This window comes from Oscillospiraceae bacterium (genome assembly GCA_035380125.1).
In the GTDB taxonomy this organism is placed as follows: Bacteria; Bacillota; Clostridia; order Oscillospirales; family JAKOTC01; genus DAOPZJ01.
Genome location: DAOSWV010000005.1, coordinates 47,377 through 63,082 on the forward strand (window position 1 = coordinate 47,377; position 15,706 = coordinate 63,082).

Consider the following 15,706-nt stretch of genomic DNA (forward strand, 5'->3'; position numbering starts at 1 on the left):
CGGTTTTGGGTGCGGTTATCTGCATCGATCAAACGGCCGTTATTATTTTGTTATGTGCTTTGGTTCATGAATTCGGCCATCTTTTCGCATGTTTGATTTTCAATGCAGAAATAAAGGAGTTCAATTTGACCGTTATCGGATTCGGGATCGTGAAGAGTCCGGTTACATCTCTTCGTGAAATTCTTATTACCGTCGCAGGTCCGTTTGCCGGGCTGACACTTTCGGCAGCAGCCTTCTTATTGGGATATAATCAAATAGGCGTTATCTCCTTATTCCTTTCCGCGATCAATCTGATCCCTGTTCCGCCGTTGGACGGAGATCGAATTTTACGGGAAATACTTTCACCCGTTTTTATTCTTACAATTAATGTTTTTGCACTTGCTTCTCTTTTCGTATCTGGTATATATTTGGCTATAAAGTATATTAACTTTACAGTGCTGTTGTTTTCACTGTTGATGCTATGCTGTTTTTTCGGGAAATATAAACAAGGTATTTCTACCAAAATGTTCCGCGATTTTCCCCCGAATTTTTGAATTTTCATACCCGTTTCGGCAAATACTTTATGTGTTGAAACAACCGCCGAGATGGGAGGGATTCTCTTGCAAAACAGCAAGGTAGAGATCAGCGGAATCAACACTTCTAAGCTGAAAACCCTTACCCAGAGCGAAAAAACCAATCTCATGCAGCGTTCCAAAAAGGGCGATAAAGCCGCCAGAGAAGAATTGATTAACGGAAATCTGAAGTTGGTTTTAAGCGTGATTCAACGCTTTACAAACCGCGGAGAGAACCCCGATGATTTATTTCAGGTCGGTTGTGTCGGATTAATCAAAGCCATCGACAATTTTGACGAAGGGCATGGCGTGATGCTGTCCACCTATGCAGTCCCGATGATTATTGGTGAAATCAGGCGGTTTTTGCGTGACAATAATCCGATCCGAGTCAGCCGTTCAACCAAAGATCTGGCTTATAAAGCTATGCAAGCCAAAGAAAAACTGACGAACAAACTCTCCCGTGAACCCAATATTGAGGAGATTGCAAAAGAGCTGAATATCCCGAAAGAGGAAGTTGTGATTGCACTCGAATCCTTAGTCAATCCGGTATCCTTATATGACCCCGTTTTTTCCGATTCGGGTGATACGCTTTATATCATGGACCAAATCAGCGATAAAAACGACGACAACGCCTGGCTCAATGAGATTTCGCTGCGTGAGGCAATCAATGCACTTGGGGATCGGGAAAAGCAAATTTTATCTTTGCGCTTTTTCGAAGGAAAAACGCAAATGGAAGTGGCCTCGGAGATCGGAATCTCCCAAGCCCAGATTTCCCGCCTCGAAAAAGGTGCGCTTAAAAAAATCAAAAAGCAAATGTAATAAGCAAGTATAAAATATCAGATAAATCTAAAATACAGAAGCGATTTCTTCGCGCGTTGCGGTTCCCGTGACGCCAATTTTTTTGATTGTCACCGCCGATGCGGCTGATGCGACTTCCGCGCTGATGATCGGATCGCAGCCGGTTGCGGATATACAGGAAAACGCGGAGATGAAAGTATCCCCCGCACCGCAGATATCAAACGGGCCTTTTGCATCCCTGTCTTTCGCGGGTATAGAGGTGACGCTTTTCCCGTCGCAGTACATCGATCCGTTCGGCCCCAACGTGAGCAGCACATTGCAGTGTTTTGCATTGGCAAAATTGAGCGCATAAGTTCCGTATTGGCTCGGTTCCAGCGAATTTACGCCGAATGCACGGCAAAATTCGGTCTCATTGGGTTTGACGGTAACATAAGAGAATTTGTTGATGTTGTTGCGGCTGTCAACGATAACCGCTTTCCCTGCCCTCGCGATTTCAATGACGGCGGCACGGACCATTTCCGTGATTACGCCGTTTTCAAATTGATCGTTGACGCAGATGATGTCGACTTTTTTCGCCATTTTCTTTAATTCTTCAATGATGCGGTTTTCGCTGTCAGCCGATATCGGCGTATTCGAATAAAAATCGAGGCGCGGGTCCTCATAGACCGTATCGGACATCCCGTGCCGGATCGGCTTGCAGTAGGCGTTGGTCAGACGTCCGTTTTCGCAGATCATGCCGGCAGTGTCGGCCCCGATCTCTTGAAATTTCTGATTCATCAGAGCGCCTCGCCAGTCGTCGCCGTAAATGCCGCAGACAAAGAGTTTTTCCGGTTTCAGCGCCGCAATATTGGCGGCTGCATTGCCGGCGGACCCGAGATAGACCTGTTCTTTATAAACGGGCAGCGGGAAATGCGGCGTCTCGCGGGAGAGTTCGCTTCTCGTCATGTCCGCGTGCCAATAGATATCGACGCAGAAATCGCCGATCACGCCGATTTTTACGCGGTCGATCCGGCTCAGTAATTCTCTGATATCAGTCACAGCGCAGTCCCTCCGCAATTTTATCATACAGCGTCGGAATGGTTGCCAGATGGTTTCCGACAAAATGCCAGCCCTTGCCGCCCATGCTGGTCGGACGGTTGACGATATTCTTCCGCGGCCTGTAGTAATAATTCGGGTCATTATAACCGATCTTTTTGCGGAAATCGCCGAGGTCGGTCAGGTCAAAATTCGCGGTTGTGATATGGAAAGTCGGATAACCGAGGTTGCGTGCGATGGAAAGCGCTTTTAAAAACACCTCGGGTCCGATCACAGATGAGCCGAAGTTCAAATAGACGCCGCCGTCAAGTTGTGAGACACTGTTGCACATTTTTTTAAAATCGATTCCGCTGCACTTACCGATGTCTTCCATGCGGCAGGTCGGATGTTGGTGAATGATGTCGGTGCCCAAAGCGATATGATAAGTTGCGGGAATGTCGTGGGTGTAGCACTGATAAATCACGCAGTCGTTTCGAAACGGAAACTTCTGCGGGTTTCGGTCAATGTATCTGCCCAGCGATTCACCATAGCCGATACCATCTTTTGCACCCGCCGAGATCGCTTCGTTCATCCAGGCACCGGTCTCTTCCCACATGCCAAAAGAACCGTCCTCGATGGCCGTGGGAACGTCTTCGCTGGTGCCGCCCAGATAACACAACTCAAAATCGTGAATGCTGCCTGCGCCGTTTGAAGCCACGTGTGTGATGATACCCATTTTGATCAACTCGATGATGTATCGAGATAAATTGTTTTTGATCACATGCGCACCCATACTCCAGATCACCGGACGCCCGTTTTTTCGTGCGGTTAGAATGCGCTCCACCAGCTCGTCAAAACCGTCTGCGGAAAACTCCGGATGCGGCGTGACACCCGGGGTCATCAGACCCTTTATTGTAACCAAATTGATTCGATCTTTTGAAGAAAACATCTTCAGCCCCGAGGTATCCAACTGTTTGTCTCTGTTGCTCATAACATCCACTCCATGATTTCATCAAGATCTCCGAAGTCGCCGACAATCGCATGTGCACCGGATACTGTAAGGCGCTTTCCCTTTACGGGGTTTATTCCCTGCCTCGCCTGTTCATCCGAGGCAACACCGAGTGTCAGCGCACCATTTTCACGGCCCAAGCGGATTTCAACTTTACCGTCGCCGATTACGATCATCTCACTATTCTCTTTTAACAGCTTTTTGATGACCTCATCTTTAGAACACTGTTCCGAATGCGGTTTCGAACCGGCGATTTCGTCGAAATATTTTGCAAGGCCGAGTGCGGTCGCCTCTTTAATCACGTCTTCTTCATCGGTTCCGCTGGCGGCGAAAAGTTTGATCCCATGACTTTTCAGCGTTTTCAAAAACGCTTCCGAGCCGCGGATCAGATAGGTCTCGGGTTTAATTTCGCCATTGATCAGCTTGTCACGTTCTACGGCGACATGTTCCATCAGCCGATGATTATATTCGGCCTTATAAAACCACGGATCATCCGATGCGCCCGGATTAAAGCCGTATTCCTTTACAGCATTAGTGAGCCATTTCATCTGTCCGATAGTCTGGATGCCGGTCGATTCGTCGACATAAGCATAAATATCTGCTTTAATTCGTTCTCTTTCTGATTCGGAAAGTTGTTTATCGCCTGTGATGCATTCGTACATCAACGGGCGCATGACCTCTTCCCAGCCGCAGCGCAGCGTCGAAAGTGTTCCGTCGAAATCAAAGATGGCGCATTTGATTGATCTTTTTTCATGGGGCTGTAAGATGATCATAAATACCTCAATCCAGCGGAACGAGCTTTAACGCGTTCTTGTAATAGATTTTGTCTAAAACCTCTTGAGGCAGATTGAGCGTGGCCAAAACTTCCTGATGGCGGTTATCGAACCAGTCACGCCCGTAAAGAACACGGTCTTGATAATCAATTAAAAATTTTCGTGAAAATTCATGATCGCGGTCGAGTGCGTTTGCGCCCGAACCCGCCGACATATCACAATAGAAGTTCGGGTATTTCTCGAGCATCTCGATAATTTTACCGCCCGGCTGCACTTTCCCGGTAGGATACGGATCTTTATCAAATTGGTCATCGCCTGAGATATGCGCCCAGAAACCGGGAGCATGTCCCAGAAAATTGGTCTCGGGGCATTTGGCAATGGCACGTTCAAACGCATCGATGCCGCCGCCGTACCACCAGTTGGGAAACGGATGCCCGCCTTTGTCAAACTCATAATCCAGATGAACCAGAACCGGCATGCCCTGCTCTCCGCAATATCGGAACATACGGATTGCGTCATAATTATCGTACATCATACGAAGTTTGATTTCTCCGTAAACCCGAACATCATACAGGGATTTCATCGATTTTAACCGATCGATTGCGCCGGGTTTTCTCGGATCGGGCGCATAACCGAGTACAAAGCGGTCGGGAGCCTTCAACTTATAAGCCAGACAATTTTCAAACGGGACGGGTCCAACGCCCGGTTTATGTGCAAACACATGCAGCGTGTTGGGATCAAATTCATCGTCCGGACACTCCCATGAAAGAAGCCATGTGATATCAATTCCCCGTTCATCCATGTTTTCAATAAATCTGTCAAAGTTATATCCATACCAGTCGGCATGATTGTGATCGTCAATTCTCATGATAAAAACCTCTTATTTTTTGTAGGCGTTATATACTTTTTTAATGGCCTTTGCGACGTTTACACAGTCCTCATCGCTCCAGCTTTCGAAAATATAGAACAAAATCGTATCTTCGATTGATTTTTTGGCGACGGGCATATCGTCAAGATTTGTGATCTTGTTTCCGCTGATATTTTGCGGTGCGGACCATGGGAAATGCCCTGTGCCGAATGCGCGTTGATTTTGAAACCAATCAAAGGTAAACGGCAGTCCGGGATAATCGGGCAGCACGTTCATATTGCACTCAGCGGCAACCGCTTTGCCGAATTCCTGTTTGGTACAGTTAACGGTGCTGTCGTCGAACAACAGTCTCCAAAACCAAAACGACGGTTCCGATCCGGGGATGAATTCGGGCTGACGGAGCGCTTTGACCTCGGCTATTTCGGAGAGGATCTTATTGATAACTCTGCGTCTGCCCTCGGCGATTGCAGCAGTCTTTTTAATCTGTTCGCGTCCGATGGCGCAGCCCAGTTCGTCTCCGTTGAAGTTTAACGAAGCGACACAGTTGGTGCTTCCGGTGGGCAGGCCGAACGGTTTACCACGGTCGGAATACCGACGGACTTTCCAATATAAATCCTCGTCTTTCGTGAAAACCACGCCGCCTTGTCCGCCCATGCAGGTATGCTTGCCGAACATCATTGAATAGGCAGCGATATCGCCGAAGGTGCCGACCAATTTACCGTTTAGTTTTGCGCCGTGTGCTTGCGCACAGTCCTCGACGATTTTTATCCCTTTGGATTTTGCGAATTCACAAATTTTATCAATTTCAGCAGGTTCGCCGGCGATATGCGGGATGATAATCACAGACGTGCGGTTGGTGACGGCTTTTTTAACAGCTTCGAGATTGGTATTGAAAGAGCCCGGATAGGCGTCCGCCACCACTGGGATGCAGTTGGCCATCACAATCGGCATGATTCCGCCCGGATCGGTGATCGGGCCGACGACGACTTCGGAAAACGGCTCGGGTTCCAGAGCGCGGAGTGCGACGAATACCGCCGTAGTTCCGCCGTTGACCGCGTCGGCATACCCGCCGCCCATCATCTCGGAGAATTCTTTACAGAAAATTTCCTCTTCGGGACCGCCGTATCCCGGTGCGACGCCTTTTGAAATGGCCTCGTCGATGATACGGTTTGCAGCGGCCTTTTCCTCGGCACCGAAATGCCCTCTCGGCGGCAATGGATTCGGTACGGCTTTGGGACCTCCGTTGATAGCCAATTCATTGATCAAACGCTCATTCATCATAATGATAAACCATCCTTTCGCTGATCGGGTTTGAAAGATTTATTCTTCAAATTCCCCTTTTTGATTAATATATGAATGAATTCTTTTGACTGCAGATTTAATTTCACGCAGTTGGGCATCCAGTTTTAAATCTGAAAATTCTTCGGTAAGTGTGTTTAAAATGGATTCAGATGCTTCAAACAGTTTTAATGATTCGTCATATAGCTCCGGACGATTATTCTTTCTTGCAAGTTCTTCGGTAAAACGTCCCATTGTATAATAGGTGATATATAATTTGTCGTGGCCCGGATTGTCCATTTCAAAGAGCAACGAATACCAAGGTAGTTTTGATTCAAGCCGTTCGAGCCGTTGAGCAAAATTTTCGGATGGTACGAGAAAAAGAATTTCGGGTGCTTCAATCACGGGTTTGAGTTTTGAAAGGCGAAGATTGACATCGGCTTTTTCACGAAAAAGTGCCAGCGCGTCAACTAAGCGCTCCATCATTTCATAGAGCTCCGCCGTATGTGTACAGCTTGCGGATAAGTGTTTCAGTGAGGATTCGTCTCCGTCTCTGATGGCAAGCCGCCGGTTGATCTCCAGTGCTTTTTCAAATTGTTCAAGAGCCGATTGATAGTCTTTATTCAACTCATAAATTCCGCCGATACTGATCAGGCAATTTGCAATCTCTCTGCGTGAATCGGCCTTAAAATCTCTCTCCGCGGTATTATAAAGCGAAATGGCTTCATCGTATAATTTCAAAGCCGCATCAAAAGCTTCGTAATGGCTGTATGCGCTGCCGAGATCGTAAAGAGCGTCAGCCCACCCCAACAAATCGGACAAAATAACGGCTTCTTTATAAGCGTTTTTTAACATGTCCCGTCTTTTTGTCAACAGCGCAACGGCATCGTCGATATGGCGGGTTTTTAACATGGCCGATGCACAGAATTTGTAAAGCAGTGCGAGTTCGTTTCTTCTCTCAGGTGTATCCTGCGGAACAGTTTCATAAGCCGTTACAGCTTTTAAAAAATAACCCGAAGCGTCAGAAAACTTTCCCGCACGGGTAAAAGCCTTTCCGATGCGTTCGTAAAAATCCACTTTGACGCAAAGATCTGAGATCTGTTCCAGCGTCTCTGATGAATATGTAAAATAGTGTCTGGACTGTTCGATGTCGTCTGTCAGCAAATAAGCTTCTGCAGTTTCGGCTTGTTTTTTCGCCAACTGAGTCAAAGTTTCGTCATTTTTCTCTTCCGTTGCTTGTGTGCGAGCGATGATAATCTTCTTTAATAATTCTGCAACGTCTTCATGCGTGATTGAATGCAAACTCATAAAATCCTCCCGTGCATATAATATCATTTTATATGGATTCAGTCAATCTGAAATGTAATTAAAAACATGGATTAATATTGATAAAATCAAGGCATATTCTCATGCATTCGTCTTATATTATCATAAAACAGAAATATAAATTGAAATTCTGCGCCAACGGTCTTTTATTTTACGCGAACGGAAAAGCGCATACAAAAAGAGCGCTCGCTTTGCGAACGCTCTTTTTGTATGTCTTTATGAGAACAGGAATTATTCTTCCTGTGCGGATTTACCGGAAAGGAGGACGTTGGTCAGAATGCCGAGAATCAACGCTGCGGCGATTTCGGTGATCGTGATTTTTCCGAAGTTCAGTGCAAGACCGCCGACGCCTGTGATTAAGATAACGCTGACGACGAACAGGTTGCGGTTCTTGTTGAGGTCAACTTCTTTAAACATCCTTAAGCCGCTGACAGCGATGAAGCCGTAGAGTGCGATACAGACACCACCCATTACGCAATCCGGAATCGTGTTGATGAAGGCCACAAACGGGCTTAGGAACGAAAGGATAATCGCACCGGCCGCAGCATAAAGAATGCTGTAAACCGAAGCATTTCTCGTAATGGCTACGCAGCCGATGGATTCGCCATAAGTCGTGTTCGGGCAGCTGCCGAAGAATGCGCCGACCATGGAACCGACACCGTCGCCCATAAGGGTGCGCGAAAGGCCCGGATCTTCAAGCAGGTCTCTTTCGATGATGGAAGAAAGATTTTTATGGTCAGCGATATGTTCGGCAAAGACAACGAAGGCAACCGGCATATAAAGCAATGCGATCGTGCCCATATTGGCCCAGTCGAAATTCGGCGCTTCGGTGATCGCCTGAACAAATGCAAACTTCGGAACATGGATAAAGCTTTCAAATGTCACCGGGGCAAAGTTCGTCTGAAGTGCGGAGAAATTGATGATTTTCAGATATTCGACGCCGGTTGCATTTCCGATGACTGTAAAGACGGAAGCAGCTGCATATCCGGCCAGAATACCGATGATGAACGGAATCAGCTTGGAAAGTTTTTTGCCATAAGTGGCGCAGACAACGGTTACCGCCAGTGTGATCAGACCGCAGAGAATTGCAATCAGATTATATGTCTGACCGGTTGCGGAAGCTTTTGTGAGGTTACCGACCGCACTGCCCGCCAGAGAAAGTCCGATCAGAGCAACCGTCGGACCGATAACGACTGGAGGCATGAGTTTGGAAACCCATTTGGTGCCGACAATTTTGATGATAGCTGCGATGATGACATAGACGAGACCGGCCAAAATAGCACCTGCGATAATTCCGAAATAGCCGAAGGCTGTCGCCGAGAACATTGCGGTCATAAAGGCAAACGAGCTTCCCAAGAAAACCGGGCTTCTGCCTTTTGTAAACAGGAGGTAAATCAAAGTGCCTACGCCTGCACCGAGAAGTGCCGCCGCGGGATCCATTTCGAGGTTTGTTGCACCCGAGTTGTTCACGATGATCGGAACGACCAGGGTCGCGGCCATGATTGCCAGTAACTGCTGAAGTGCGAATAGCAGCAGTTGTCCGAACTTTGGCTTGTCTTTGACGTCGTAGATGAGTTTCATTGGTTATGACCGTCCTTTCTGTTTTTCGGGAGAGAAATTATATATTATTAAGTGGAAGCCCACAAAATAACCGCGATCAAATTTCGTAGAGATAAACCCCCTCTTCTTCGTCGAATTCCGGTAATTTTACTGCGACCAATTCCGTTAACGCTGTCGGAATGTTCTTGCCCACATAATCTGCACGGATCGGCAGTTCTCGATGTCCGCGGTCTATCAATGCAATCAGTTGAATGTTCGCCGGTCTTCCGAAAGAAAATACCGCATCGATCGCCGCTCTTGCAGTCCGTCCGGTAAAAAGCACATCATCCACTAAAATGACTTTCTTGCCGTTCATGTCGAACGGAATGTCTGTGCTGTTTACCACCGGATCCTGTGCAGTAAGCGTCAGGTCGTCGCGGTATAATGTGATGTCAAGTATTCCCACGGGGATTTCGGTGTTTTCAAACTGCTTGATGATTTTTGAAAGCGCTTTTGCAAGCGGGACGCCTCTGCGCCGTATCCCGATAAAACACAAATCATCGGTGCCCTTGTTTTTTTCTACGATTTCATGGGCGATGCGGATAAGAGCGCGATTCATCGCGTCTGCGTCCATTACTTTGAATTTAAGCTTCATTGTCCGCCACCTCCGTATATAAATAATGATCCTGCCGATTCTCTGGCAAGATCATAGTTATAACGATACAGTTATACCCTCAATCTTGCCGGCCTCACAGTGCGCGTTTAAAGATCAACTTGGGCATGCGTGATGAACGTACCGTGTACGGATCAACGCATTCGGAGTAACCTCTCCTTTGCGGCTATGATAACATAGTTTAAATGAACTTGTCAAGAAAATTCGACAGAAATTTTAAACTTTTTTATTGGCGAATATTTGATTGAATGATATAATCTATTGAAAGAACTTTGTTTGGCCCGTTGGCTTTTAAAGGAGCTATAATGAAGATAAAATTGATCGTTTGTGATTTGGACCGTACATTGCTGAAAACCGATAAATCAATATCCGAACGCTCTGTCGCGGCTTTTGAAAAATGCAAACCCAATGGAATAATGACTGCAATCGCCACGGCTCGTTCGGAATGGGCTTCAAAACGGATCTGTGATATCTTAAAACCGGATGTCTGTATTTTAAACAGCGGCGGTCTGGTAATGTATCAGGGCACGGAACTTTACAAACGAATGCTTTCGGCAGACACAACGGACGGCATTATTACGGAATTGGTAAACAATCCCGTCGTCGGTGATATCGCTGTCGCCACACAAGACCGTTATCTGGTCAGCTACACTTCCCCGCCCGATCACCCGGATTACGCCAACGGTATCATATATAATTTCAGAAAACCACTTAGTGTTCCGACATATAAAATTACAGCGGAAGTTTTCGGCAGCAAACTCGGTCATGAAATCGCAGCAAAGTATCCAAACTGCAGCTATGTCAGTTATATCGGTGAACTGTGGGGAAAATTCGCGCACTTCGAGGCCGAAAAAATGACTGCACTTGAGGCCGTTCTCCCGCGGCTCGGAATCATAGCGGCGCAGGTCGCGGCTTTCGGTGATGACATGGTCGATTTGGAACTGATCAAACGCTGTGGTGTCGGCGTCGCGGTAGAAAACGCCATTCCCGAAATCAAAGAAGCCGCCGATGAAATCACCGGCAGCAACGATGAGAATGGCGTAGCCGACTGGATTGAGAAGAACCTGTTGTTTTAGTACGCCCAATGAATTTTAAGGACCAAATTCGTGAAAATTGTAGGAGATTTGATTATGGAAAAAGTCGATTTTTCGTATGCGTTTGCCCCGCCCCACCGGATCACCCTATCGCTTCCGTCGGGAAGCGATAAAATCCTCACTGATATATCAAAAAACAGCATCAAATTCTCGTTCAGCTATCATTCGCTGCTCAACTCGGTCTATAATGCTTATCAGACGCCTGCAATTGAAAGAGCGGTCGAATACACCGTTTTAATCGACGGAAAAAAGGTTGAATTCAACAGTTGGCGAAGGGCGAAGGACGGAACTCCGGCTTTTCACGCTGCCATTGACGCAGAGGGCGTTTTGGTTGAATTTTATGGGATCGCCGCAGGCGAAGGCGCTGTTATCCGCATAAGAGCCGATTCTGCGGATGGGAAAGCTCACGCACTCACCGTGATCGGTGAAGCGATCAAGGGAAGCGGTTTTATTCATAATCCGGCGTGGGTTGACGGGAAAAATGCAAATATACTGATCTGCCTTCAATGGGATCGCTCTGACAGGATCATCTCCATGTTTCGCGGTGCGGACAGATACTCCGATCCCGTTCGAATCAGCAAAGAAGCCGGAGTGCTGTTTGACAGTGACAAGCATCCCAAACCGTGGAATTCTTCTTATGCGGAATTTGATCTGAAAGTGGGAAAAGAGTGTGCCGGTTATATCTTTATCCCGTATCAAAAATACGTCTATTCCGATATCGATAAAATCGAGCAGATCGATTTCGCCTCTGAGATAAAAAAGGCCGAAGAAGATTGGAAAAAATATCTCATTTCGCACTGCATACCGATAATTCCGGATGAGGGGATGAAAAGCGTATTTGACGCCTGCCTGGCCGACCTCTTTGTCATGCGCGAAAAAATAAGAAAAAATGAATACAGCGTTACATGCGGAACGGAAGTTTATCGATCTCCAAACGATACCGAACCGGTGATAGCGGATGAAATATTCGATCGTATGGGCTTTTCAAAAGAGGTTCGGGAGGATATGCCGGTTCATATGGGCGGCTGCGGGAACGACGGGGATTGGAATACGCCGACCGGCTGGAATGCAAAAATGTGGATGACAGCAGGTATCAAATCTTATTTTGCTTTTGAACATTTCCGTCTTACAGGAGATAAGGACTTTCTCAAAAAAATCTATCCGATGATGAAGGCAAATTCGGATTTTCAGAACCGCATGCGGCTTTCGACGGAGAATGATCAAAATCCCTCATGCCGCGGACTCATGCCGCGCGGGATGGGCGACTGCGGACTGATGAACAACGGCGACTTTTATGGGGTGTTTTATCCGCATTCGCTATTTTCGATCGTTGCCGACAGAGAAACGAAAAAAGCCGCCGAGATTCTCGGATATTCAGAGGACGCAAAGCTGCTCTCAAAAAGGATTCAAAAGGCCAAGGACGATGCGATTTTTTCATTGCGAAAAGAAGCGGTCGCAGATGAGAACGGCGGTTTTCATATTCCGTCCGGCCCGGAGGCAAAAGAAAATACCTCGCGCTACGGCGCTTTATATGCGTATGCTGTCGACATGCTCGATTTCAAAGACCCGTTGATTCAGGGTACGCTCAAATGGTTGGAGAACGACATCAGCGAAGGCGGACTGCCCAAGAATCTCGGCTGGCTCAAAGACGGCCTTTGGGTGGCGATTGCGCTTGATAATATCTCCTCGGCGTACTTGTCCGCCGGGATGGGCGACGAGGCGGTCAAGTATCTTTATCCGACCGCCAATCACGCGTCGCCTTTTGTCACCTGGTGCGAAGAGCGCGGGAGCGAAAAAGGCAGCGATAAAAGAACAGGCGACAGCCAGCATCTTTGGACGCCCGTGGCCGTTTGCCGGTATCTGCTCGATGCGCTGTGCCTGACAACGGAAAGCGGAATAAAACTGGTTTCCGGCATACCGAGGGATTGGCTTTCCGCAGGGAATACCGTCGGAATCAAGAAATTACGTGTTCCTGGCGGCACAGTGACTTATAAAATCAGCCGCGCTGCTTCCGATTTGCTCAAGCTTGATTTTGAAAGCAAAGAATTCGACCGGATCGGCGCTATAACGGCGGACATCCGTATACCGGAAAAAGCGTTAAAAATAAAAGAGGCGAAAGCGGTCGGTGGAAAAATTGAATTTTCGGATTATGCCATAAAGTTGTTCCCGGATAAGCCGAAGATGAAGGTAAAAATAACGCTCGGACCGGCATAATACCGTTTTCATACGAGATATGAAATTTTAACACCGAGATCGAAAAAATAACGACCTCGGTGTTGTTTTAACCTATTTTTATATTACGGGAATATAATATTGATTTCGGTGCCCTGTCCCAGCGTACTGGTTAATTTGACTTCCGCACCGTGCAGCAACGCGCCGTGTTTGACGATCGACAGGCCGAGACCTGTGCCGCCGGTGGCTTTTGAATGGCTCTTATCGATTCGATAAAATCGTTCGAAAACCCGGCTCTGATGTTCCGGCGCGATGCCGATGCCGGTATCCTTAACAGAGAGTACAGGATGCCCCTGCACCGTGCTTAAATCAATCAGCACCGAACCGCCTTTTCTGTTATAGATGATCGCATTGTCGCAGAGATTGAAAATCATCTCGTGCAGCGTGTTTTCAATACCGTTGACAGCCAGATGATCGCCCTGCAATTCCAGTATGACATCGGCGTTTTGGGCCTTTTGCGAGAGCTCGGAAACGACGCTCTCGCAGATCTCATAGAGATCCGTTTTCCGAAATTCCTGTTTTAAACCACCCTCGTCAAGCTTGGAAAGTTTGATAATGTCTTCGATCAGCGAAAGAAGCCGGCCGGCTTCGTCGTAAATCTGTTTGGTGAAGCGCGGGAAATCCTCGGGTTTCGCGACGCCGTTGCGCATGATCTCTGCATAGCCCAAAATCGAGGTCAGCGGGGTTTTCAGCTCGTGTGAAACATTTGCGGAGAATTCTCTGCGGATTTGTTCGGCGCGTTCCGAATCAGTGATATCCGTGACAAACAGCACGGCGGCAAATTCGTTGCTCTCGCCGACCGGGTCTGCGGACAACCGGTAAATATGGCCGTCGCGGCGGAATTTCTCCTGCGCCGGACGCCCTAAAAACGCCTCTTCGACAACGTGGATATAGGCCATATCGCGGCAGAATTCCAAATACCCGATACCCTCCGGTTCATAGGAGGAGAACACATGTTTTGCGCTGCGGTTTGCCGATAAAATTTTACGGTCCGCGCCGAAAATCACCAGCGCCTCGCTCATGCCGTCGGTGACTTCGGAAAATTCCCGTTGTTTTTCGGACAGCACACGAATCTGATCGTCAATTTTCTTGTTCCGCTTATCAATGCTGACAATCAACGGTGAAAATTCCTCATAAGCATCAGAAGAAAGCGGATCTTCGGGATTGATTTTGTTAATCGGCGCAACGATGTGCTTTGTCAGCAGATTGGCGGTGACGATGATGATTACCAGCGCAAAAATCAAGATGATAAAAATAATAGTGGCGGTGTTGTCGATGATGGTCGCCATGCTATTCATGGTCGCCGCAAGACGCAGCACATTCCCGTCGTCCAATAATACGGCGTAATAATAGGTTTTTTGCCCGAGGGTGGCAGAAGCGCGGGTAGATTCACCGTTTCCGATTTCCAGTGCGGAGATGATTTCGGGCCTGTCGGCGTGATTTTCGAGCGTGGAAGCGTCGACAAAACTATCATATATAACCGTGCCGTTCGGCGCAACCAGAGAAATACGGTTTTCGCTGTTGATGCCGATTTGCCGGAGATATGAAATATCCTCTTCGTCATAGGCGCTTATAATATATCCGGTTTCGGTTTTAATTTCAGCTTTGCGTTCGTCGGTGAACTGATTATAAACGGTTCCCATCACGGCAGTTACCGTTAAAGTAAGCAGTAAAAAAGACGTCAGAAATATGCTCCAAAAAATTCTCCGCTTCATCGGTTCACCTCCATTTTATATATGGGTATTTCAAACTTCGTTTCCGATTCGATAACCCACGCCGCGGACGGTTTCGATCAGCTCTCCGCTGTCACCCAATTTTGAACGAAGCGTGCCGATATGTACGTCCACCGTTCTTGTCTCGCCGTCAAACCCGTATCCCCAGATGTTTTCAAGCAGCATATCCCGCGTTAAGACGGTGCCTGCGTTTTTCATCAGGAGGCGCAGTAATTCAAATTCTTTCAGCGTCACCTCAACGGCGGAACCGTTGACGGAAATCGAATGCGCTTTGACATTTAAAACGATGTTGTGAAAGGCGTAGACTACATCGTCGTTGGTCTCTTCCGCGCGCCGCAATACGGCTTTGATACGGGAAATCATCTCCATCATACCAAAGGGTTTGGTGATGTAATCATCCGCACCGGAATCCAGCCCGATCACTTTGTCGTATTCGGCGCCTTTTGCGGTGAGCATGATGATCGGGACTTTTTTCATCGCCGCATTTTGGCGCAGCCGCTTGAGAATGGAAATCCCGTCCTCGCCCGGCAGCATGATGTCAAGCAGGATCAACTGCGGTTTTTCGGTTTTCAGTACCGTATAGAGTTCCTGCGCGTTTTCACAGCCCATGGCCTTAAAACCGGTATTTTGGAGGGTATAGACGACCAATTCGCGGATTCCGCGGTCGTCTTCAACGACAATAATCATTTATGCTGCCTTCCTTTTTTAATAACAATCGGGATGTTGGGCTCTATATGATTTTTAATTGATAAAACCGATAATATCGCATCGTAAGCCATAATCTGTCCGAGATTCTTCGACTTAGTTCAGAATGACAA

At 47.4% G+C, this 15,706-nt stretch carries 14 protein-coding genes; 4 read left to right on the forward strand and 10 right to left on the reverse strand.

Going from position 1 to position 15,706, the window contains the following annotated elements; translation table 11 throughout:
* Positions 1 to 5 precede the first annotated feature (5 nt).
* A complete protein-coding gene (locus PK629_02705; protein ID HOP10379.1) occupies positions 6 to 533 on the forward strand; it encodes a site-2 protease family protein in 528 nt (175 codons plus the stop codon).
* 51 nt (positions 534 to 584) lie between these two features.
* Positions 585 to 1,370 (forward strand): RNA polymerase sporulation sigma factor SigG, encoded by a 786-nt coding sequence (sigG, locus tag PK629_02710; GenBank protein ID HOP10380.1) that lies wholly within the window; start codon positions 585 to 587, stop codon positions 1,368 to 1,370.
* A gap of 27 nt (positions 1,371 to 1,397) precedes the next feature.
* Here sigG and PK629_02715 read toward each other — a convergent pair whose 3' ends face one another.
* From PK629_02715 to pyrR, 8 genes are all read right to left on the reverse strand, one after another.
* Complete coding sequence (locus PK629_02715) at positions 1,398 to 2,387, reverse strand: PfkB family carbohydrate kinase (protein ID HOP10381.1); 990 nt, start codon at positions 2,385 to 2,387, stop codon at positions 1,398 to 1,400.
* Positions 2,380 to 3,354 (reverse strand): hypothetical protein, encoded by a 975-nt coding sequence (locus PK629_02720; protein HOP10382.1) that lies wholly within the window; start codon positions 3,352 to 3,354, stop codon positions 2,380 to 2,382. The genes PK629_02715 and PK629_02720 overlap by 8 nt, the downstream gene beginning before the upstream one ends.
* Positions 3,351 to 4,145 (reverse strand): HAD hydrolase-like protein, encoded by a 795-nt coding sequence (locus tag PK629_02725; GenBank protein ID HOP10383.1) that lies wholly within the window; start codon positions 4,143 to 4,145, stop codon positions 3,351 to 3,353. Before PK629_02725 ends, PK629_02720 begins: the two co-directional genes overlap by 4 nt.
* Before the next feature lie 7 nt (positions 4,146 to 4,152).
* Positions 4,153 to 5,013 carry an amidohydrolase family protein gene (locus PK629_02730; GenBank protein ID HOP10384.1) on the reverse strand — a complete coding sequence of 287 codons (861 nt, stop codon included), beginning with the start codon at positions 5,011 to 5,013 and terminating at the stop codon, positions 4,153 to 4,155.
* A 12-nt stretch (positions 5,014 to 5,025) separates the two neighbouring features.
* Entirely contained in the window at positions 5,026 to 6,294 is a 1,269-nt protein-coding gene (locus tag PK629_02735; protein HOP10385.1) for a DegT/DnrJ/EryC1/StrS family aminotransferase, read from the reverse strand.
* Positions 6,295 to 6,333: 39 nt separating this feature from the next.
* Entirely contained in the window at positions 6,334 to 7,599 is a 1,266-nt protein-coding gene (locus tag PK629_02740; protein HOP10386.1) for a tetratricopeptide repeat protein, read from the reverse strand.
* 249 nt (positions 7,600 to 7,848) lie between these two features.
* Positions 7,849 to 9,198 (reverse strand): solute carrier family 23 protein, encoded by a 1,350-nt coding sequence (locus PK629_02745; protein HOP10387.1) that lies wholly within the window; start codon positions 9,196 to 9,198, stop codon positions 7,849 to 7,851.
* 76 nt (positions 9,199 to 9,274) lie between these two features.
* Positions 9,275 to 9,811: a bifunctional pyr operon transcriptional regulator/uracil phosphoribosyltransferase PyrR gene (pyrR, locus tag PK629_02750; GenBank protein HOP10388.1), complete on the reverse strand. Its 537-nt coding sequence runs from the start codon at positions 9,809 to 9,811 to the stop codon at positions 9,275 to 9,277.
* A 323-nt stretch (positions 9,812 to 10,134) separates the two neighbouring features.
* Here pyrR and PK629_02755 point away from each other — a divergent pair, with 323 nt between their 5' ends.
* Positions 10,135 to 10,905: an HAD family hydrolase gene (locus PK629_02755; GenBank protein ID HOP10389.1), complete on the forward strand. Its 771-nt coding sequence runs from the start codon at positions 10,135 to 10,137 to the stop codon at positions 10,903 to 10,905.
* Positions 10,906 to 10,959: 54 nt separating this feature from the next.
* Positions 10,960 to 13,137, forward strand: a complete 2,178-nt coding sequence (locus tag PK629_02760; protein ID HOP10390.1) for a hypothetical protein — start codon at positions 10,960 to 10,962, stop codon at positions 13,135 to 13,137.
* Between the two features lie 83 nt (positions 13,138 to 13,220).
* Here the strand turns inward: PK629_02760 and PK629_02765 are convergent, their stop codons facing one another.
* Both PK629_02765 and PK629_02770 read right to left on the reverse strand, forming a co-directional pair.
* Positions 13,221 to 14,870, reverse strand: coding sequence for an ATP-binding protein (locus PK629_02765; protein HOP10391.1), 1,650 nt, complete (start codon positions 14,868 to 14,870; stop codon positions 13,221 to 13,223).
* Positions 14,871 to 14,900: 30 nt separating this feature from the next.
* Positions 14,901 to 15,575 carry a response regulator transcription factor gene (locus PK629_02770; protein ID HOP10392.1) on the reverse strand — a complete coding sequence of 225 codons (675 nt, stop codon included), beginning with the start codon at positions 15,573 to 15,575 and terminating at the stop codon, positions 14,901 to 14,903.
* Between the last annotated feature and the right edge of the window lie 131 nt (positions 15,576 to 15,706).

What these genes read in the sequence shown, in the direction of transcription:
- PK629_02725 (HOP10383.1), bottom strand. Translation starts at nt 4,145, where the DNA reads ATGATCATCTTACAGCCCCATGAAAAAAGATCAATCAAATGCGCCATC.
- PK629_02735 (HOP10385.1), bottom strand. Translation starts at nt 6,294, where the DNA reads ATGATGAATGAGCGTTTGATCAATGAATTGGCTATCAACGGAGGTCCC.
- sigG (HOP10380.1), top strand. Translation starts at nt 585, where the DNA reads ATGGGAGGGATTCTCTTGCAAAACAGCAAGGTAGAGATCAGCGGAATC.
- PK629_02740 (HOP10386.1), bottom strand. Translation starts at nt 7,599, where the DNA reads ATGAGTTTGCATTCAATCACGCATGAAGACGTTGCAGAATTATTAAAG.
- PK629_02730 (HOP10384.1), bottom strand. Translation starts at nt 5,013, where the DNA reads ATGAGAATTGACGATCACAATCATGCCGACTGGTATGGATATAACTTT.
- PK629_02745 (HOP10387.1), bottom strand. Translation starts at nt 9,198, where the DNA reads ATGAAACTCATCTACGACGTCAAAGACAAGCCAAAGTTCGGACAACTG.
- PK629_02765 (HOP10391.1), bottom strand. Translation starts at nt 14,870, where the DNA reads ATGAAGCGGAGAATTTTTTGGAGCATATTTCTGACGTCTTTTTTACTG.
- PK629_02760 (HOP10390.1), top strand. Translation starts at nt 10,960, where the DNA reads ATGGAAAAAGTCGATTTTTCGTATGCGTTTGCCCCGCCCCACCGGATC.
- PK629_02755 (HOP10389.1), top strand. Translation starts at nt 10,135, where the DNA reads ATGAAGATAAAATTGATCGTTTGTGATTTGGACCGTACATTGCTGAAA.
- pyrR (HOP10388.1), bottom strand. Translation starts at nt 9,811, where the DNA reads ATGAAGCTTAAATTCAAAGTAATGGACGCAGACGCGATGAATCGCGCT.
- PK629_02720 (HOP10382.1), bottom strand. Translation starts at nt 3,354, where the DNA reads ATGAGCAACAGAGACAAACAGTTGGATACCTCGGGGCTGAAGATGTTT.
- PK629_02770 (HOP10392.1), bottom strand. Translation starts at nt 15,575, where the DNA reads ATGATTATTGTCGTTGAAGACGACCGCGGAATCCGCGAATTGGTCGTC.